This window comes from Leptolyngbya sp. FACHB-711 (genome assembly GCF_014695615.1).
Classification (GTDB): domain Bacteria; phylum Cyanobacteriota; class Cyanobacteriia; order Elainellales; family Elainellaceae; genus Leptolyngbya_A.
In genome coordinates, this window is the sequence record NZ_JACJOR010000500.1 from 18,070 (window position 1) to 35,973 (window position 17,904).

22 protein-coding genes and 1 tRNA gene are annotated in these 17,904 nt (G+C 51.5%); 15 read left to right on the forward strand and 8 right to left on the reverse strand.

What is annotated here, in order from left to right; all coding sequences use genetic code 11:
* The first annotated feature begins 47 nt into the window (after positions 1-47).
* The gene (gene aqpZ / locus H6F80_RS23685; RefSeq protein WP_190793980.1) at positions 48-815 is read left to right on the forward strand and encodes an aquaporin Z; all 768 of its coding nucleotides are present in this window, start codon (positions 48-50) and stop codon (positions 813-815) included.
* Between the two features lie 59 nt (positions 816-874).
* Here aqpZ and H6F80_RS23690 read toward each other — a convergent pair whose 3' ends face one another.
* The 3 genes from H6F80_RS23690 to H6F80_RS23700 all read right to left on the reverse strand — a co-directional run bounded on the left by H6F80_RS23690 (position 875) and on the right by H6F80_RS23700 (position 3,427).
* Positions 875-1,648: a 5-formyltetrahydrofolate cyclo-ligase gene (locus H6F80_RS23690; RefSeq protein WP_190793981.1), complete on the reverse strand. Its 774-nt coding sequence runs from the start codon at positions 1,646-1,648 to the stop codon at positions 875-877.
* 204 nt (positions 1,649-1,852) lie between these two features.
* Complete coding sequence (gene mraY / locus H6F80_RS23695) at positions 1,853-2,950, reverse strand: phospho-N-acetylmuramoyl-pentapeptide-transferase (RefSeq protein ID WP_190793982.1); 1,098 nt, start codon at positions 2,948-2,950, stop codon at positions 1,853-1,855.
* 240 nt (positions 2,951-3,190) lie between these two features.
* Positions 3,191-3,427: a DUF3134 domain-containing protein gene (locus H6F80_RS23700; RefSeq protein WP_190793983.1), complete on the reverse strand. Its 237-nt coding sequence runs from the start codon at positions 3,425-3,427 to the stop codon at positions 3,191-3,193.
* 340 nt (positions 3,428-3,767) lie between these two features.
* Here H6F80_RS23700 and H6F80_RS23705 point away from each other — a divergent pair, with 340 nt between their 5' ends.
* A complete protein-coding gene (locus H6F80_RS23705) occupies positions 3,768-4,355 on the forward strand; it encodes a PAP/fibrillin family protein (protein ID WP_190793984.1) in 588 nt (195 codons plus the stop codon).
* A gap of 73 nt (positions 4,356-4,428) precedes the next feature.
* Positions 4,429-5,271 carry a PD-(D/E)XK nuclease family protein gene (locus H6F80_RS23710; RefSeq protein ID WP_190793985.1) on the forward strand — a complete coding sequence of 281 codons (843 nt, stop codon included), beginning with the start codon at positions 4,429-4,431 and terminating at the stop codon, positions 5,269-5,271.
* Between the two features lie 225 nt (positions 5,272-5,496).
* Here the strand turns inward: H6F80_RS23710 and H6F80_RS23715 are convergent, their stop codons facing one another.
* Positions 5,497-5,616: a photosystem II protein Y gene (locus H6F80_RS23715; protein ID WP_190793986.1), complete on the reverse strand. Its 120-nt coding sequence runs from the start codon at positions 5,614-5,616 to the stop codon at positions 5,497-5,499.
* An 87-nt stretch (positions 5,617-5,703) separates the two neighbouring features.
* Positions 5,704-6,246: a gamma carbonic anhydrase family protein gene (locus H6F80_RS23720; protein WP_347277916.1), complete on the reverse strand. Its 543-nt coding sequence runs from the start codon at positions 6,244-6,246 to the stop codon at positions 5,704-5,706.
* Between the two features lie 94 nt (positions 6,247-6,340).
* Here H6F80_RS23720 and H6F80_RS23725 point away from each other — a divergent pair, with 94 nt between their 5' ends.
* From H6F80_RS23725 to H6F80_RS23745, 5 genes are all read left to right on the forward strand, one after another.
* A complete protein-coding gene (locus H6F80_RS23725) occupies positions 6,341-6,850 on the forward strand; it encodes a TIGR02652 family protein (RefSeq protein WP_190793987.1) in 510 nt (169 codons plus the stop codon).
* 20 nt (positions 6,851-6,870) lie between these two features.
* A complete protein-coding gene (locus H6F80_RS23730; protein WP_190793988.1) occupies positions 6,871-7,317 on the forward strand; it encodes a VOC family protein in 447 nt (148 codons plus the stop codon).
* Between the two features lie 120 nt (positions 7,318-7,437).
* A complete protein-coding gene (locus H6F80_RS23735) occupies positions 7,438-7,617 on the forward strand; it encodes a TLTLP motif-containing protein (RefSeq protein ID WP_190793989.1) in 180 nt (59 codons plus the stop codon).
* A gap of 244 nt (positions 7,618-7,861) precedes the next feature.
* Positions 7,862-8,371 carry an inorganic diphosphatase gene (locus H6F80_RS23740; protein ID WP_190794002.1) on the forward strand — a complete coding sequence of 170 codons (510 nt, stop codon included), beginning with the start codon at positions 7,862-7,864 and terminating at the stop codon, positions 8,369-8,371.
* Between the two features lie 385 nt (positions 8,372-8,756).
* Entirely contained in the window at positions 8,757-9,686 is a 930-nt protein-coding gene (locus H6F80_RS23745) for an MBL fold metallo-hydrolase (RefSeq protein ID WP_190793990.1), read from the forward strand.
* A gap of 53 nt (positions 9,687-9,739) precedes the next feature.
* On the opposite strand, the gene H6F80_RS23750 is transcribed toward H6F80_RS23745, so the two are convergent.
* Positions 9,740-10,126, reverse strand: a complete 387-nt coding sequence (locus H6F80_RS23750) for a hypothetical protein (protein ID WP_190793991.1) — start codon at positions 10,124-10,126, stop codon at positions 9,740-9,742.
* Between the two features lie 297 nt (positions 10,127-10,423).
* On the opposite strand from H6F80_RS23750, the gene H6F80_RS23755 reads away from it, so the two are divergent.
* Positions 10,424-10,738, forward strand: a complete 315-nt coding sequence (locus H6F80_RS23755) for a slr1957 family protein (RefSeq protein ID WP_190793992.1) — start codon at positions 10,424-10,426, stop codon at positions 10,736-10,738.
* A gap of 145 nt (positions 10,739-10,883) precedes the next feature.
* On the opposite strand, the gene H6F80_RS23760 is transcribed toward H6F80_RS23755, so the two are convergent.
* A complete protein-coding gene (locus tag H6F80_RS23760) occupies positions 10,884-11,567 on the reverse strand; it encodes an RNA polymerase sigma factor (protein ID WP_190793993.1) in 684 nt (227 codons plus the stop codon).
* Between the two features lie 443 nt (positions 11,568-12,010).
* Between H6F80_RS23760 and nuoH the strand changes: the two genes are divergently transcribed.
* The 6 genes from nuoH (at position 12,011) to H6F80_RS23790 (ending at position 16,141) form a co-directional block, all read left to right on the forward strand.
* Complete coding sequence (gene nuoH, locus H6F80_RS23765) at positions 12,011-13,129, forward strand: NADH-quinone oxidoreductase subunit NuoH (RefSeq protein ID WP_190793994.1); 1,119 nt, start codon at positions 12,011-12,013, stop codon at positions 13,127-13,129.
* A gap of 129 nt (positions 13,130-13,258) precedes the next feature.
* Positions 13,259-13,843 (forward strand): NAD(P)H-quinone oxidoreductase subunit I, encoded by a 585-nt coding sequence (gene ndhI, locus H6F80_RS23770; RefSeq protein WP_190794003.1) that lies wholly within the window; start codon positions 13,259-13,261, stop codon positions 13,841-13,843.
* Between the two features lie 112 nt (positions 13,844-13,955).
* The gene (locus H6F80_RS23775) at positions 13,956-14,561 is read left to right on the forward strand and encodes an NADH-quinone oxidoreductase subunit J (RefSeq protein WP_190793995.1); all 606 of its coding nucleotides are present in this window, start codon (positions 13,956-13,958) and stop codon (positions 14,559-14,561) included.
* 71 nt (positions 14,562-14,632) lie between these two features.
* A complete protein-coding gene (nuoK, locus tag H6F80_RS23780) occupies positions 14,633-14,938 on the forward strand; it encodes an NADH-quinone oxidoreductase subunit NuoK (RefSeq protein WP_190793996.1) in 306 nt (101 codons plus the stop codon).
* Between the two features lie 21 nt (positions 14,939-14,959).
* The gene (locus H6F80_RS23785; RefSeq protein ID WP_190793997.1) at positions 14,960-15,880 is read left to right on the forward strand and encodes an NAD(+) kinase; all 921 of its coding nucleotides are present in this window, start codon (positions 14,960-14,962) and stop codon (positions 15,878-15,880) included.
* A 189-nt stretch (positions 15,881-16,069) separates the two neighbouring features.
* Positions 16,070-16,141 (forward strand) — tRNA-Lys (locus H6F80_RS23790).
* A 176-nt stretch (positions 16,142-16,317) separates the two neighbouring features.
* Here H6F80_RS23790 and H6F80_RS23795 read toward each other — a convergent pair.
* On the reverse strand, positions 16,318-17,904 hold a 1,587-nt coding region (locus H6F80_RS23795), incomplete at its 5' end, for a flavin monoamine oxidase family protein (RefSeq protein ID WP_190793998.1).

A 17,904-nucleotide genomic window follows, 5' to 3' on the forward strand; every position in this document is an offset into this window, starting at 1 on the left:
TGCGTTACTTTTAATCCGGGAGAAAACGTAATCCCGGAGAAGATGAAATGACGCTTACAAAACGCTGTATTGCTGAATTTATTGGCACTTTCTGGCTCGTGTTTGGCGGGTGCGGCAGTGCCGTTTTTGCTGCCACTTTTACGGGAGCTGACCTCGGCAATAATGTGCCGTTTCCGCTTGGAATTGGCTTTGCTGGGGTTTCCCTTGCCTTTGGTTTAACCATGCTGACGATGGCTTATGCGATCGGGCACATTTCGGGCTGTCACCTGAATCCAGCAGTTTCCTTTGGCTTGTGGGCAGGCAAGCGATTCCCCGGTTCTGAACTGCTGCCCTACATCGTGGCTCAAGTGCTGGGTGCAAGCGTTGCTGGAGGCTTGATTTACCTGATTGCTAGCGGTGCGCCAAACTTTGCGCTCACAGGTTCCAATCCGCTAGCGACGAATGGATTTGGTGAGCATTCTCCGGGTGGCTACAGTCTGCTGTCCTGTTTGCTGATTGAAGTGCTGCTGACCTTCATTTTCCTGATGGTGATTCTAGGCGTCACCGATGAGCGTGCGCCTCAAGGGTTTGCTCCGATCGCGATCGGTTTGTGCTTGACCTTGATTCACCTGATCAGCATCCCGGTGACGAATACTTCGGTGAACCCGGCACGCAGCACGGGCGTTGCTCTTTTTGCAGGTGCAGAGCTGTTCAGTCAGGTGTGGTTGTTCTGGCTGGCTCCGATCGTGGGTGCGATTCTGGCAGGGCGGGTGCATAATGCACTCTTTAGCACTCCTGGTCTGGAAGAAGCAAGCCGTCTGCGGGAACCGGTTTAATTTGGTTTAATTTCGAGTTGCTTTAGCTGTTCGCTGTTACTCGATTGCTCCTCATCTCCTCATTCTTCTGCACGGAGCTGCCCCAGGATGGGGATTTTTTTGTACTGTTCAGGACGAATGCTATCCCACACTAACCCGGCTGGGCGCGGGAAAGCAGCATGAGTTTCGATCGCTCCTTCGGGTGTCACAATCCAATTCACTGCCCAATCGTGGGGCTGCATGGGCAACCGATCGTTCTCAACAATTTGTAGCGAGTGAACCGTCGTGACGATCGGTGTACTGTCCTGAACCCGGTTAAATCGTTTCAGCATTGCGAGTTCCAGATCGGCAAACCCTGCTCCTTTTCCCGTGCGTCCCCCCGATCGCGTCACGGCAACACAGCCTACTACCACGAGATCGATCGGCTCCATTTCGTCAAAGCTGACATACTTTCCGCATTTCAAAGCATTTCGCGCGATCGCAGCCTCCGCCAGATCAACCCCACGAGCTTGCAGTGCCTCTGCGGTTAGCTCCACAAAACAGCGACGGTTCGTAAGACGTGGAACTGCCATATAAAGCCGCTTGCCTTCCTCCAGTGCCCGCTGCCTGACCGGGATATGGGGTGCATCGGGATTGCACTTGATTACCTTTGCCTGCTGCCAAGCAGATAAACCTGCAAGCTGTTCTGCTGCTTCGCTCGCCCCCATAAAATTCGGAATATGTCCAGTGGGGTCACGCCGACAGATGCCCTGCTGCTTTAGCCTTGCCCAAATTTCTGCCCGAAGCTGGTCTTTGTCAGGATGGTAGCCGCTCCAGCCCGTTTGTCCTTCAAATTGATTTTCTCCCGTAGCCATCAGATCTCCTGCACCCAAAACTAGCTTTTAATCCATTTTCCCAAGTTTCCAGGAAACGCCACTTTCAAAGTCGCTTGCTCAAAATTAAAAGAGATTTAGAGGGAATTTAGCCAGAGCTACCCCTACGATTAAAAAATCCAGCCCCCGCAGGAAACTGGATCACCTCTGAAATATGTGAAATAGCTTGATGATGAAACTGGCAAATTACTGGAGCATCAGCAAACTGACGATCGCCAGCACCGCACCCGCCAGATAAAACCGACCCACAACCTGGGTTTCCGTCCAGCCCGACAGCTCAAAGTGATGGTGCAGCGGAGACATTTTCAGTAGCCGCTTGCCAATTCCGTTTGCGTCTTTGGTTGCCTTGTAATAGCTTACTTGCGCAATCACTGAGAGCGTCTCTGCAAAAAAGACCCCGCTGAGCAGGAACAACCCAAACAGTGATTGCGTCAGGATTGCCACTGCTGCCAGGGCACCGCCCAGAGCCAGCGATCCTGTATCACCCATAAACACTCGTGCCGGATGGTGATTATGCACCAGGAAACCCAGACAACCGCCGCTCAAACAGACGCAGAAGGTTGCTAGCTCCGGCGAGTTAGGCGCAACCAGGGCTGCCAATCCTAGAAGGGCGATCGAGCCTGTTCCGCCTGCGAGTCCATCTAAGCCGTCCGTTAGATTAGTCGCGTTGCTTTCTGCCACCAGCACAAACCAGGCGAGCGGAAAGAACAGCAGTCCCAGTGGCAGCATGAAACCCAGGGGCAGTGTCAGAGTCGTGATCGTTGCAGGCTGGGTCAAGGCTGCCCACAAACAAAATAGCCCGCCAAAACCGACTTGCAGTGCCAGCTTCATCCGGGGAGAAATGCCTTTATTCGATTTCTTGCTGAGAATTTGCCAGTCGTCGTACCAGCCGATCGCCGCATAAGCCAGCGTCAGAGCTGAGACTGCCACCACATTTGGCTGAAATCCTGTCCAGACGAGAGCCAGCAGCACCGCAGCCGGAACAAAAAACAGACCGCCCATGGTCGGCGTACCCGCTTTCTTCAGATGCGCCTGCGGACCTTCCTGACGAATAATTTGCCCTGCTTTTAGGGCACGCAGCAAAGGAACAACCCAGTAGCCCAGCGCACCTGCTACCAGCATCGAAACCACCAGCGGCAGAATCAGGCTGTCCTTCGCTAAAAATGCTCGCTCCGCAACGCTATCTAGAATGAGCGCAGCTGCACCCAGCCCTGAACAAAGCGTTAAAAAGGTTCGATAGCCTCCAAGACCCAGTGGTCTATCTGGAATTAATTTCGCGTCCACAGTTTGAATCACTCCACACCACACACTACCGCAGCGTCTCGCCAATTTTCGGAAACAAAGTCAGGAGTTTTTACTCAAGCAATGTCCAATCCAGATTCACACCACACTCCCTGACGCTGCTTCGGAATTCAAGATACCTCGTATCTCTGCATTCTTTTACCGAAAACACACCTGAAAGACATAATTCCTCAGGAAAAAGATAGAAAACTTTATCTTTCTCCTGTGAAGACTATATGAAGGTTAGTCGTCGAGGTCAAGCACATCGTCATCGTCGTCATCTAGGTCAAAGGAATTGTCCTCACCTGCCATGAGCGCGTTGATTTCTTCTTCATCGTCGCGGTAATCGTAGTCAGACCCATCGCGAGACAGCAACCGACCTGAACTTTCCAGCCAGTCGAGAATCGAGGCATCTCGCTGGAGGGGAATCACCGGAGCGGGCTGATCGCGCGGAACTTCGTGCAATGCTGGATTACGCATACCAGAAACCACCAATTAAATTACTAAATAAACTGAACCATTTGCTCAGAAGCAGAGCTTAACGCAGTCGGACGCTTAAACGCGACGAGTAGAGACCCGGATGAGGTTCCACCAGATTTCACACTTCAGGTCACCCCTAAGAATGAAATCCGCCTGAAACTTACTTCGATCGCTATCCCGACTTACAGGATAGTGGTAGCTTAAATCTCACCGTGGGTCAATCAGAGAATCCACTATCGAAAGCATGATTTTTGCCCTGATTGGGGCAATACGACCGAACGACGCAAGCTCAAAAGTTCTCAGCGTTTCATTTCCTAGTGTAAGGTGCGGAGGAATCTGTATGTTTGGCAAAGCGACCCTCCTGGAAACGATCGCCGGAAAAAACCGCGGCATTCTGGCAACGGCAAACGATCAGCAGGCAATTTTGGCAGCGATCGCTCAGCTCGAAGACCGCAACCCCACCCCCGAACCGCTCCAGGCACTCGACCTGCTCGACGGCAACTGGCGACTGCTCTACACCACTAGCCAGGAGCTACTGCGAATCGACCTGATTCCTTTTTTCAAGCTGGGGCAGATCTATCAGTACATTCGCGCCAGTACTGCCCAGATCTACAACATCGCCGAAATCTACGGCCTGCCTTACCTAGAAGGCTTTGTCAGCGTTGCTGCCCGGTTTGAGCCGCAGTCGCAGCGTCGGGTGAAGGTCAACTTTGAGCGATCGATCCTGGGACTCCAACGCTTGGTTAACTATCAATCTCCCGAAGCTTTTATTCAGCAAGTCGAAGCAGGGCAAAAATTTCCGGCGATCGACTTTCAGATTAACCAGCAGGACCAAAAAGGCTGGCTCGAAATTACTTATCTGGATGAGGATTTGCGGATTGGGCGCGGAAATGAAGGTAATGTATTTGTACTGACCAAGGCGAAATAGAAGTCCTTGTAGTCACGACCCGCCGCATGCCTGAGTCTAAGCCAAATTCTCCTCTTCCAGACAGGAGCCAGCAATGGAGTCAGAAATCGAGCTAGAAGTACAGGAAAGAACTTATTTGCGCCTATCGCAAGGACAGCTTCAGACGCTCTCAACCTGCCCGCGCAAATTTCAGCATCTCTATCTCGATCAGCTTGGCTTTCCGCCTACCCCTGAAGAGCAGGAGCGACTGACCTGGGGAAATCAGTTTCACCTGCTAATGCAGCAGGATCAAATGGGGCTGACCTTAAAGCCTTTGCCTCAAGCAACCCCTAAAATAAGCGAACAGGCAATGCAGCGATCGATCGAAGCATTCCGGCAGGCTGCCCCTGAGCTATTTGATCATCGTCCAGAAATCCTGCGCCTGAGCGAACATCGCCGCACCCTCCAGCTTTCCGATTACCTGCTGACCGTCATTTACGATCTGCTAATTCTGGAAGACGATCGCGCTCAAATCCTCGACTGGAAAACCTATCCGCGCCCGCAAAATGCCCGTTGTCTGGAGCAGCACTGGCAGACCCGCCTCTATCTATTTGTGCTGGCAGAAACTAGCCACTATCCCCCCGATCGGCTTTCGATGACCTATTGGTACGTGCAGGCAGGCGACTTTGAAACGCCTCAACCCCAGTCACTGAATTACGCTTACTCGATCGCCCAACATCGCCGCACTCAGAAAGACTTACTTCACTGGCTTGATCGTTTGGCTCAATGGCTGGCGGCATACGATCGAGGGGAACTGCTGCCCCAAATCGAAGCGAAAAACCCCTGTCAAACCTGCGCCTTTGCCTTACGCTGCCAGCGAGAATCAGACCGCGCTTCAACTCATCCTTTCCCAACCGTAGCTGAGATCGAGGAAGTTAGCCTGCACGGTGACGGATAGCCCGTTGTCGATTTGAGACGACTTTCAGGAGGATGTGCGCAAGGGAACAGATGAGAGTTGAGAGTTCCTGGGAGATCCTTCCTAGCCTTCCTTAAAAAGGGGAAAGCGAACCGATGCGGGTGTTCTTTTATAACCGATAAGCTACAACAAACCGATCGCCCTTTGGAATTGCTTCCTCAAAGACGATCGGCTATTTGCTGTGCTGATTTTATTGAAAGGAAATGCCTATGCTTCCCGACCCAGGAAGGTACGTACCTGCTTCAGGGCAGCCGCACCGATATTAAAGGCAGCCCAGCTACCTGCAATCAGCACCGGAGCCAGAACAACTACTACACGCCAATCCATATCGAAAGTCCTCCCTAAAGATTTATCAAAAATCTCTCATGATGAGATCTATTTTGCGGTCAATCGGCTTAATTTTCCAGACCTAACTTAACAAAATCCTAAATCTGTTCCTCGACCTGCGTGAACCAGTGCCAGTTTCTCATATTTGCGGGCGTGTTCAATCAAGTCTTTTGCTTCGGTTTCGGACACTTCGCGCAGCACTTTTCCCGGTATGCCCACAACCAGCGATCGCGGTGGAACATCTTTGGTTACCACCGATCCAGCACCGATAATGCTGCCTGCCCCCACGCGTACCCGATCCAGCACGATCGCTCCAATGCCAATCAAACAGCCGCGCTCAATGTAGGCACTGTGAACCACAGCTCGATGTCCGATCGTGACAAACTCCTCCAGAACGGTCGGTTCACCCGGATCACCGTGTAAGATTGCGCCGTCTTGAATGTTGGTCGATCGCCCGATCGAAATTTGCTCTACGTCTCCTCGCACGACTGCCCCATACCAAATACTGACTCCAGGATGAAGTTCAACGCGACCCATTACGGTAGCATTAGGAGCAATAAAGGCGGCTTGAGACAGGTCAGGGATATCCCAGATTGATGGACTTCCCTGAAAATCATCAGAATTGCTCACTCGTCCCCCCTCTCAACAAACCTCTGAGAATACAGGGAGTATAATAGAGCCACTAGAATCGGCTCAAACTGCCCGTCCTAGTCGCATACCCCAAATGATGAATACAGCTTTACAATATCCAATTTTCGGTCCCGAAATTCAGTGTCCCCACTGTCGGCAAACGATTCCGGCACTTACGCTGACGGATACTTATCTCTGTCAGCGACATGGCGCGTTTGAAGCCAATCCCAAAACGAACGAGCTGGTTCATCTCCAGTCTGGACGGCACTGGCGGCAGTGGAACAACGAATGGTATCGCCAGCATACCCACCCTGACGGCATTCGCTTTGAAATTCATGAGGCACTCGATCGCCTCTACACGCAGGGCTATCGCGCCACTCGCGTTATTATTGCCCGTCGCTATAAAGATTTAATTAGCACTTACTTGGAGCGCAGCACCCCTTGGCGTGGTCAGCCGGATGCGCCCCGTCCGCGTCTCTATGGGTTGCCCGTCGAATTCAGTCCCGATCCGGCAGAAGAACCCTGTTGGGACGTGATTAACTTCGACCTGGAAAAGGAACCCGGCGCGCCTGTCCGTTATCCCTACTTCCGTCTGTTTGAGTAGGATTCTACGAATCTTGCCCTATGCACCATGCCTCGATTCGCACGGCAAATATCTATCGGGCGATCGCCTTCTACGAGCAGCTTGGCTTTGAGGTCTGTGAACGGTTCACAGCAGGAATCACGCTTGCCTGCTGGATGCAGGGTTTAGGCGGTCGAATCGAGCTGCTGCAAGTTCCCCAACCTCGTCCGGCGGCGGATGCGTTTGGCGACGAGCATTACACAGGCTACTATCACCTGTCGTTTGACCTGACTGGGTTGACCGATGACCTCCCGGTCTGGCTCGACCACTTGAAAGGCCAGTTTGACAAAGCAGTGTGTGATTCCGATCAGCTTCAGCCGCTCCAGGTTTTGCTAGAACCGACCCAGCAAATAATTGGCGATCGGGTGTACGAAGTTGCCTTTATTGCGGATTCGGATGGTTTGCCTTTGGAGTTTCTCAGGATGATGTCTCAGCGCACAGGAGTATAGCAAATTTTGCTCCAATGTTTAAAATTGTATTTAGCAGTGCTCCACTCAACCTTTGAGTTGGGCTAGTTTATAGTCATCCGCCAATTGATCTGTTTGCCCATTAACTTTCTCACTTTTTTTATGGAATCTGGTAGTCAAGCAAGTGAACCTCCGGGACGAGCGGCTTTGCGAGTTGCAGATGTTGCTGGTACGCTCATCGCGCTCCTGACCCTTCTCACCCCGATTGTGACCATTGCTTATTTCTCCTCCGTCAATGCTCAGAGCTTACAATCGCCACCCATGACGGTAGAGAGCAAATAGGGTTCACCAGAGTTTATGCTTTGCGTTAGCGACAGCTTGCATTCGCCTGCTCGGACAGGCAGTGAAGCGGCTGGGCAAATCGCTCGTGTAAATCTCCTAGAGATCCCCTAGGGGAGATCCTGATGATTGCGGAATCCCCTTCTCCCCTACAATGCTATCGAGGGACTTTTGCGCTTTCCCGGAGCTCAATACGAACTGCCGGAAAAGTGGAATGTCTCTGTACCCGTCGATTTGGAGATACGCTGTGGATTTATCGCGCATTCCCCCTCAGCCCAAGCCTGGACTGCTCAACATTTTGATCGAAATTCCGGGTGGCAGCAAGAACAAGTACGAATTTGACAAAGATCTGAATGCCTTCGCGCTCGATCGCGTCCTCTATGCCTCGGTACAGTACCCCTTTGACTATGGCTTTGTGCCCAATACTCTGGCAGACGATGGCGACCCGCTCGACGGTATGGTGATGATGGATCAGCCAACTTTTCCGGGCTGTATTATTGCGGCGCGTCCGATCGGAATGCTGGAAATGATTGACGGTGGCGATCGCGATGAGAAGATCCTCTGCGTGCCCGATAAAGACCCCCGCTATGCTGGAATCAAATCGCTCAAAGATGTTGCACCCCATCGGCTAGACGAGGTTGCTGAATTCTTTAGAACCTACAAAAATTTGGAGAAGAAAGTGACAGAAATCCTGGGCTGGAAAGACGTTGACCAGGTGATGCCGCTCGTCGAGCAGTGTATTCAGGCAGCAAAGTAGGCTTGAATTGGGTAGACCTTTAAGCAGGTAGACATTGATTAACCGTGGAATGTGCTGGCGTAGAATTGGGTCTAGATCGTCGCAGCGCACCACGCACCGGATTGATGCTCGGTCGTCCTTCTAACTGTTGGGCGGCTGAGCTGTTTTTGATCTAGATAAGCCAATTTTCAAACTGTACTAATCATTCGATTTACGGCGCGATTTCAGCGGATTATTTTTTTCCAGGGTGTTTTAGCAAGCAATTGAAGTATCAGAGGCGATCGAGGGCATACTCTGGAGGAGGTAGCCTACAGGCTGCCCTACTACCGCTCTTGCCTCTGGATTTTTGTCTTAAAAATCTAGAATTGAATGACTCGCCCACGAAATTACTGAACCCTCACCTGCAATGTCAGTCGTTGATCCGTCTGATCGTCGCACGTTACAGCCGCTCGATAGCAAACAGCCCAGTAGTGCCGAAGCGTTAACGGTACGGTTTTGGGGTGTGCGAGGCGAAGTGCCTACACCAGGAAATGACATGGTCGGCTATGGCGGCAACACTGCCTGTGTAGAGCTAAGAGTAGGTCAAGAGCGGCTGATTTTTGATGGAGGTACGGGGCTGCGCGTTTTAGGCAAACAAATTCTTCAGGAGATGCCAGTTCGGGCGCATCTCTTTTTTACGCACACCCACTGGGATAGGATTCAGGGGTTTCCTTTTTTTCAGCCCGCCTATCTGGAAGGCAACGGCTTTGAGATATACGGAGCAGTCGCGCAGAATGGGGCATCGATCAAGCAACGGCTTTCTGATCAGATGCTTCGTCCTAATTTTTCGATTCCGCTGCAAATGATGCGATCGGAACTGCGGTTTCACGACATCTCGCCCGGTCAAGTCATCTCGATCGACAAAGAAATTCAGGTCGAGTCCCTATTTATCAACCGCTCGACGGGTGGCTTAGGCTATCGCGTGACCTGGAGAGGGCGTACCGTGGTCTACGCAACCGATATTGAACCCGACTGCGAGCATATTGAGCAGAGCTTACAATACCTGGCACAGGAAGCCGATTTGCTGATTTTTGATGTAGCAGGCTCAGACTATACTACCTTGCCTCAGCAGACCCCAGAAAACCGTTTTGCCGATCGGCTCGACGAGCAGCAGATCAAGCTCTGGACAGCAGGAATTCAGGTTGCGATCGCAGTACAGGTCAAACAAGTTGTTCTGTTTCACTATGATCCTGGACATGATGACTCTGTCCTGGCTCAAATCGAGGCATCGATTCAGGCTCAATTTCCTGATGTGCAGCTTGCCCGAGAAGGCATGGTGCTAATCATTGGGATTTGACCCTGGGTTGACCAGAGGTTGACCGCTCAATGCAGTCTCTTCTGGCAACCCGTCTACGCTTGGAGCGGAGCAAGAATTTTCAGCGCGATCTGGAAGACAAGGATCAGCAGCGGAAAGGCAATTCCTAATAGTCCTAGCCAGCTTAATACTTGAGATGTAAGCTTCAGCCTTCGCTTTCGCTTTCGGGGAGTGCCAGGGGTGGTCGGGGTTAGGGCAATCTGAGTACTACTTGCCATCAAACAGGCACCGCCAAGCCCAAGCAAAATACTCAGCACAAATAATTTCTGAGGCTGAATTGCTACTGGGGTAACTGAAATTGCAGACACGATCGCAAAGCAAACGATTTGGAGAATCAACCAGATTCCCAGGCAAATCACGAAATCGTGCTGAACGGGATTTCGCGGGAGAAATCGCCTCTGACGTGAGAGAAATTGCTTCATAAAAGGTTAAAAGAGCAGATGAATTAACCCTGCTGGCTTCCGTTGATTAATTTAGTCTGTTCCTGCCCACTAAGTAAACTTTAATTGCCGTTTTGTCCTGCTCTCCGATAGACTCTGTTAGCCTGCATAAATAAGCCTTATGTCTTTAATACCTTATGTCTTTAATAGAGGCTAAGCGATTTTTGCGAACTCGTGACGCTTCCTGCGTTCAGTCCATAAGTTTTAATTAGCAAATCTGCTGTCTCTATGACTGTCGGTGTCCCCTGCCCCTATTGCAAGAAATTTTTCATTGTCCTTATGCGGCACTACTGCTATAGCTGGATCGAAAACTGGTGCAAGGAAAACGGTTGGACTGACCTATTTGTGGTGGATCGGAACGAATATTGGGCGTTCCCGCCTTTTGGGGTGATGCCGCTGCCGATCCCAAGTCAAACGCTTCGCACTCTAAAACAGCAGCATGGGTTTAGCCCGGATGAGCGACGCTGGTGCTCGATCGCCGTTGGAGCTACACTACTTGCATCGATCGCGAGCTATTGGTTGCAATGCCCGATGCCGCTTGTAGGTGCTTTTGCGCTGGGGGCGGTCACCGTGGCCCAGCTTGAGGAAGATTAAAATTCAGAGAAAGAATTCAAACGTTGTATGTCGTATTCCTCAGTGTCCCAGTATCGCGATCGTGCGGTAGCCTGGGACATTTACTTTTTTGTGTTTTTGTGACAGGTTTCGTGTGAAACAGGCGGTACGTTCCAGGAAACAGGTTTCAGGAAGCAGGACTGAGGGGCAAATCGGCGGTCTTGTCAAATTCACCTGCTCGGTCTGAAGCAGGCAGCCGATCCAGGTAAACCGCAGCAATATCTTGAGGTAACGCCGCTTCCAGAATTTGATGGCTTTCCTCAATCTGTCGCCGCACTTCAGCCGGAGCAATAATTTGTCCTTCTGCTTGCAGGTAGGCGGCAATCCGAGTTTCGCTCCAGTGAAAAGTCTGCGACAGCAGCAGCATGAGTCGCTGGGCGGGCTGAAGCTGTTCTAATGCCTGCTCCACAAAGCACCAAAGCGGGGGCGAGGCTTCCCGCAGGGAATATTGGATCGACTCTACAGGCGGCAGCTCAACACGATTAATGCAAATTGCCGTAACCTGAATTAGCCAGCTTTGCAGCGTCGGGTTTTCGGCTTCGGGGGAGTTTTGGAAGTGCAAGTTCAAACCACCCAGTTCGTAATAAAGATGTCGCCAGGTAATGGCAAACAGATAATCTGCTTGGGCAGGCGATCGAACCGAGTGATGGATCAGAGAATAGACGATCGGGCTGTAGCGGCAAAAGATTGCCAAAAAATATTTCCCGGCGTCGGGGTGTCGCTGAAACAAAACCAGCAGTTCTTGATCGCTGTGGTGCTCCAGGGAAGTGACGATCGCGTGATTGCATTCAGGAAACTTTGGAATCTGCACAGTTCTTTACCCCACTCTTTACCCCATACAGGTAGGTGACAGCATTTTTTGCACCTTCAGGTTTTTTGCACTTGGTTTTTTGCACTTTTAGAAAAATTGCGGCAGCATCCTGCCAGCACATCATAACCAAGTCCGGCAAAATTTAGCGACAATCATGGCGTAAATAATTGATTCTGTCTAGGTGGGTCGGGGGACAACGCACAAAACGTATTAAGGCAAGCTTATCCTAGCCATAGGTATTCTTCTCGATCGCGCTTCAATTTCCATATCCTCACAGCGATATACTGAAGCTGTAGGTTTTGCGAAAAATCTTCATGAAGTTGGCGATGTTTCCCTTTGGAACAGTGGAGGCTGCTGCATCACGGGTTGTCGTATCGAGAGAAGCCCGGTCTAGCCGACTAAATTAGCTGTAGTTGCCCTATTCGTAGCAATTAGCGAAGCCCATGAGTTCAGGAATTGATTTGCAAGCAAGTTTTATCCAGCTAACCACGGATTTCGGTTTGTCTCCCAGTATTGCCAAGCTGCTGTGGATTCCCCTGCCGTCGATCCTGCTGTTAGTTGGTGCCACATTTGGCGTCCTTGTCACCACCTGGCTAGAACGAAAAATTTCCGCCGCCGCCCAACAGCGAATTGGTCCTGAGTTTGCGGGTCCGTTTGGAATGTTGATTCCAGTCGCAGACGGTCTGAAACTGCTGGTGAAAGAAGACATCATCCCCTCCAGGTCTGACTCGATTCTCTTCACGCTTGGACCTGTGCTGGTGGTGGTTCCCGTCTTCCTCTCCTTTTTGATCGTGCCCTTCGGACAAAACCTGCAAATCACCGATTTGGGAATTGGCATTTTTCTCTGGATATCGCTGTCGAGCATTGCGCCGATCGGTCTACTGATGGCAGGCTACGCCTCCAATAACAAATACTCACTGTTGGGTGGGCTGCGGGCGGCCGCGCAATCAATTAGCTATGAACTGCCTCTGGCGCTGTCGGTGCTGGCAGTGGTGCTGATGTCGAATTCGCTTAGCACAATCGACATTGTGCAGCAGCAGGCGGGCTACGGGATTCTCGGCTGGAACGTCTGGCGGCAGCCGCTTGGCTTCATTATCTTCTGGATTGCAGCACTGGCAGAGTGTGAGCGATTGCCCTTTGACCTGCCCGAAGCCGAAGAAGAACTGGTTGCCGGATATCAGACCGAGTATGCAGGCATGAAGTTTGGGCTGTTTTACCTGGGGTCTTACGTCAACTTAGTGCTATCGGCTCTGCTGTTTGCGGTGCTGTATCTAGGCGGCTGGGAGTTCATTATCCCGGTTGGGGTGTTAGCAAACTGGATCGGCGTCAGCGAAACGACTCCTTGGCTGCAAGTTCTGACTGGGACGCTGGGCATTGTGATGACCGTTTTCAAGGCGTATCTGCTGATCTTCCTGGCAATTTTGCTGCGCTGGACAGTTCCCCGTGTGCGAATTGACCAACTCCTTGACCTGGGCTGGAAGTTTCTGCTGCCTGTTTCGCTAGTGAACCTGCTGCTTACGGCTGGGCTAAAGCTGGCGTTCCCAATGGCGTTTGGTGGCTAAGCTGGATTGGGGGTTAAGTCTTGCGGGTTCAAGTTCTACCCTGTTTTGATAAACTTCATCCCGATCGCCCCAATTCCCTACCATTGCAATCCCTGAAATTCAGAAATTCAACCTTTATCCAAAACTATGCTGAAGTTTCTTAAGCAAGTTGGCGACTATACAAAAGAAGCGATTCAGGCTGCGAAATATATCGGTCAGGGCTTATCCGTTACCTTTGACCACATGCAGCGTCGCCCAATCACGGTTCAGTATCCCTACGAAAAACTGATTCCCTCAGAGCGTTTTCGGGGACGGATTCACTTTGAGTTTGATAAGTGTATTTCCTGCGAAGTTTGCGTTCGCGTGTGCCCGATCAACCTGCCCGTGGTGGATTGGGAGTTTAACAAGGAAACCAAGAAGAAGAAGCTCAATCACTACAGCATTGACTTCGGAGTTTGCATTTTCTGTGGCAACTGTGTTGAATACTGCCCAACGAACTGCCTCTCAATGACCGAAGAGTACGAGCTGTGTACTTACGATCGCCACGAACTCAACTTCGACAACGTGGCAATGGGACGACTGCCTGCTAACGTGACCCAGAACCCAATGGTGACGCCGCTGCGAGAGCTGGTTTATCTGCCCCAGGGCGTGATGGATCCCCACGGTCTGCCCGATGGCTCAAATCGAGCCGGAAAACTGCCTGCGGAAATTCTGGAAGAGGCGGAAGCTAAGTAATCAATCAAGTAACCAATACAGTTAGTGGGCGGCAGTTTCGCGCCAATGAGTGGTGATTGCTTCCCCGCTACTATCTTCGATCGAGCTACTGTGACTATGGGAGGTTCATAACGTGACGCTTGCAGATGGAGTTCAACTTGTTTCCTTTGGAATTCTGGCGTTCCTGATGATCGGGGCTGCCTTGGGGGTCGTGCTGCTGCAAAACATCGTATACTCGGCTTTTCTGCTGGGTCTGGTGTTTATCAGCATTTCGGGCTTCTACATTCTCCTGAATGCAGGATTTGTCGCAGCAGCGCAGGTCTTGATTTACGTGGGAGCCGTCAACGTGCTGATTTTGTTCGGAATTATGCTGGTGAACAAGCGACAGCCGTTTAGCCCATTGAAAAATGCCTGGGTTGGTCAGGCGTCAACGGCAACCGTTTGTCTCGGTCTGTTTGCACTACTGAGCACGATGATCCTGGCAACGCCGTGGGCAATTTCAACTGCGGTTCCGGCAGGCGAACAAGCGATCATTGTGATCGGCAAGCACTTTTTTAGCGACTACCTGCTGCCGTTTGAGCTGGCATCAATTCTGCTGCTAATGGCACTAATTGGGGCGATCGTCCTGGCACGTCGGGATTACTTGCCCGATACGCTGGCGGCACAGGATAGCAGTCAACAGCCTTCGCTTACTTTGCCAGAGCGCCCCCGCGAGCTCATTCCGGGCAGTAATAAGTAAGCGTAAGCGCAGTATTCCTCTCTTCCTTTTTATCCTCTCTGTCTGAACGATCGCTTATTTTTTCAACTCCTATGCAACTGCAATACTTTCTTCTTCTCGCAGCCGCTCTGTTCTGCATTGGTGTTTATGGTTTGGTGACGAGCCGCAACGCAATTCGCGTGCTGATGTCGATCGAGCTAATGCTGAATGCGGTCAACCTGAACATGATGTCATTCTCAAACTACCTCGATCCTCAGGTAATTCGGGGACAGGTGTTCACTGTGTTTATCATTGCGATCGCAGCAGCAGAAGCGGCGGTGGGTTTGGCGATCGTGCTGTCTATCTATCGCAACCGCGGTACAGTGGATATGGAGCAATTTAATTTGCTCAAGTGGTAGCCGATCGAGAATAGTAAACGATTGCAACTCAAGCAAGTTATTGTCGCCTACAAAGCCGGGGATGCTCTGAGCCAACGCACCGCCGAAAAGTGTGCCGATCAGCTTGAGCAACGCGGCTGTTATGTTCTAATTGGACCGAGCGGCCCCAAAGATAATCCCTATCCCGTTTTTCTTGCGTCGGTGCAGCAGCCAATCGATCTAGCGGTTGTCCTGGGCGGTGACGGTACAGCTCTCGCAGCCGCAAGGCATCTTGCCCCAGGTAGTATTCCGATTCTGGCAATCAACATCGGCGGTCATCTGGGCTTTTTAACGGAGTCGGCGGAGGAGCTTCAGCAGTCTGAGAAGATTTGGGACAGGCTGGCAGGCGATCGGTTCGCGGTGCAGCGACGCATGATGCTTCAGGCAATGGTGTTTGAAGGCAATCGTACTAACTTGGAACCGATGAGCGACCGCTATTTGGCTCTCAACGAGATGTGCGTCAAGCCTGCTTCTGCCGATCGCATGATTACTTCGTTTCTTGAAGTAGAAATCGACGGCGAGGTGGTCGATCAGTATCAGGGAGACGGCTTACTAGTGGCAACTCCCACTGGGTCGACCTGCTATACCTTGGCGGCTGCAGGTCCGATCGTTCATCCCGGTATGGAAGCGATGATTATCACGCCGATTTGTCCGCTGAGTTTGTCGAGCCGACCGATCGTGCTGCCGCCAGGTTCTGTCATTAGCATCTGGCCCCTGGCAGATCGCGACTTGAATACAAAGCTATGGATGGATGGAGTTCTAGCAACAGCAATTTGGCCTGGTCAGCGCGTAGACATCCGTATGGCAGACCGCCCGGCTCATTTTATTATCCTGCGTGACAACTATTCCTACTACCAGACGCTCCGGGAAAAGCTGCAATGGGCAGGGGCGATCGTGCGTCACAGCAATAATCATCGGAATTAGGTGCTTTCGCACAAAAGCGTAAGCCCAAATTAGAACATGAGCATGGTTTGAATTTAGCGATCGATTGACTGCTCTGAGCGGTCGGGTGCTGTGCAATCTTGCTTCCTGGAATCACTTCTTTGTGAAAGCAGGACTTGAACATCTCATGAGCCTATGCTAAAGTATTGAGGTTTGCTTGACACAAGGCAAGGGTCGCTAGCTCAGCGGTAGAGCACTCGGCTTTTAACCGATTGGTCCTGGGTTCGAATCCCAGGCGACCCATAAAATTTCTGCAGTCCCTGCTTTTGTAGAGTTCGCTAGCTTGTAGCGTAACTCCGGTGCGAATTCAAGTATCTAGCTTCGCATCCATCTTTTGCAGCGTAGAACTCAAAAAAAAGGCTTAGCCGCGCCAAGCCCCCATGTCTGATGCAAAGTCAAATTGAGACAAGCAAGCGGGATTAGACGATCGCGCCTAAGCTTTGTAAAATTCCTTTTGCTGCCCGTTGTGCGGTTTCGCAGGCACCGTTCATGTAGCCTTGAGAACCGACTGAGCAATGTTCTCCGGCGAACCAAAGATTGCCGACTCGCTCTCCTTCTACGCCGCTAAATTTTGTCCACTGTCCCGGCAGATAGCAGGAGTAGGAGCCAAGCGCATAGGGTTCTTGAGACCAGACTGCTCGAACTGCCTTACCACGCTGAACCTGCGAGATCCCAGGGAAAATGCGATCGAGCGAGTCCACCACGGCTTGAGCCTGATCTTCCGGGTTCCCTTCTCCAAGCTTTAAGCCTTGCTGCCCCCCTCGTAAATCGGTAAGCCATCCATTGGGTCCTGGCGAATAGCGGGCACTTTCCCAGGTATTCTGAAACGCTTGATCGGTGTAAACGCTGATCGTGCTGGCATATTGTGTGCGCCAAATCCGCTCTTGCATTGGTAGGGATAGCTTTGCCCCAGACCCATATCCCAACTGATCGATCGCCTGTCGCTTCAATGGAGGAAGATCGATCGCCAGATCTACCTCGCGCAGCACCGTAAATGGAATCGCAAACAAAATGTGCTCATAAATGCGCTCCTGACTAGCATTGCCCTGCCGCAAGCTGACGAAATAGCGTCCTGCCGGGGTCATTCGCACCGATTCCAGAAAGACTCCGGTTTCAATCGCGGCATTGAGGCGATCGGCTAGCCGTTTGGGAATCAAATCATTGCCGCCAATGACGTGCCAGCGTTCGTCGCTTACTCCGTAGGTATTCCATTCGCCGGTATCTGCGCCGATCAAAAACAGCATATTGAGGCAGGTTTGAGACTCAGCATCCCTGGCAAACTCGGTGATGTAAGCGACCCTTACCAGTTCGTTAATTAAAGGAGTTGTCGGAGCCGCTGCTAAATACTCTGCCAGGGACAGGCGATCGAGCTGGATGGCTCTTGGGCTGGGATTGTGATACGTGATATCGCAATTGCCTAGCTTCTTCAAATCTTGAGCAATGTGCTGCGCTAGAGGTTTAAACTCTTCGATTACCTGCGATCGGCGAATCTTTTGTCCCTGAAAGTACAGCACTTCCGGCTCCAATCCGGTATCAGCAGCGTGCAGATCTGCCATTCTCAGACCCAGTTCTGCCGCCAGTGATCGGACGCAGGTATGGCGCGAATCGATAAACTCTCCGCCCAACTCCACTACACCCGGATAACCGGGCTGCTGCGACAGACTTTTTAAGCGTCCACCAATTCGATCGCTTGCCTCAACGATATCTACCGCAACGCCTGCCTGTTTCAGCCGATAGGCGGCGGTAAGTCCGGCAATTCCCGCTCCCACAATCAGGGCTTTCGCGCTCCGCTCCTTAAAGCTAATTGGAGAATTTCTGCCCCCTGCTTGAAACTGTCGGCGCAGATCGATCGCTCCAGGCTGGATTGAGCTTATTGCTCCTGTAAGCACTAATCCCCCTAAAAACTGTCTGCGGTTGCTTCGGAGTTCCCCGAGGCGGCGATCGTCTTGCGTTTGAAGCCAGCCTTCGACTTCATCGGGCGGTATCTGTGTTGTGGTTGAAATGCG

Coding starts and splice junctions, on each gene's coding strand:
- aqpZ (WP_190793980.1), top strand. CDS start 48: ATGACGCTTACAAAACGCTGTATTGCTGAATTTATTGGCACTTTCTGG.
- H6F80_RS23690 (WP_190793981.1), bottom strand. CDS start 1,648: ATGGCTACGGGAGAAAATCAATTTGAAGGACAAACGGGCTGGAGCGGC.
- H6F80_RS23700 (WP_190793983.1), bottom strand. CDS start 3,427: ATGCGTAATCCAGCATTGCACGAAGTTCCGCGCGATCAGCCCGCTCCG.
- H6F80_RS23705 (WP_190793984.1), top strand. CDS start 3,768: ATGTTTGGCAAAGCGACCCTCCTGGAAACGATCGCCGGAAAAAACCGC.
- H6F80_RS23710 (WP_190793985.1), top strand. CDS start 4,429: ATGGAGTCAGAAATCGAGCTAGAAGTACAGGAAAGAACTTATTTGCGC.
- H6F80_RS23715 (WP_190793986.1), bottom strand. CDS start 5,616: ATGGATTGGCGTGTAGTAGTTGTTCTGGCTCCGGTGCTGATTGCAGGT.
- H6F80_RS23725 (WP_190793987.1), top strand. CDS start 6,341: ATGATGAATACAGCTTTACAATATCCAATTTTCGGTCCCGAAATTCAG.
- H6F80_RS23730 (WP_190793988.1), top strand. CDS start 6,871: ATGCACCATGCCTCGATTCGCACGGCAAATATCTATCGGGCGATCGCC.
- H6F80_RS23735 (WP_190793989.1), top strand. CDS start 7,438: ATGGAATCTGGTAGTCAAGCAAGTGAACCTCCGGGACGAGCGGCTTTG.
- H6F80_RS23745 (WP_190793990.1), top strand. CDS start 8,757: ATGTCAGTCGTTGATCCGTCTGATCGTCGCACGTTACAGCCGCTCGAT.
- H6F80_RS23750 (WP_190793991.1), bottom strand. CDS start 10,126: ATGAAGCAATTTCTCTCACGTCAGAGGCGATTTCTCCCGCGAAATCCC.
- H6F80_RS23755 (WP_190793992.1), top strand. CDS start 10,424: ATGCGGCACTACTGCTATAGCTGGATCGAAAACTGGTGCAAGGAAAAC.
- nuoH (WP_190793994.1), top strand. CDS start 12,011: ATGAGTTCAGGAATTGATTTGCAAGCAAGTTTTATCCAGCTAACCACG.
- nuoK (WP_190793996.1), top strand. CDS start 14,633: ATGCAACTGCAATACTTTCTTCTTCTCGCAGCCGCTCTGTTCTGCATT.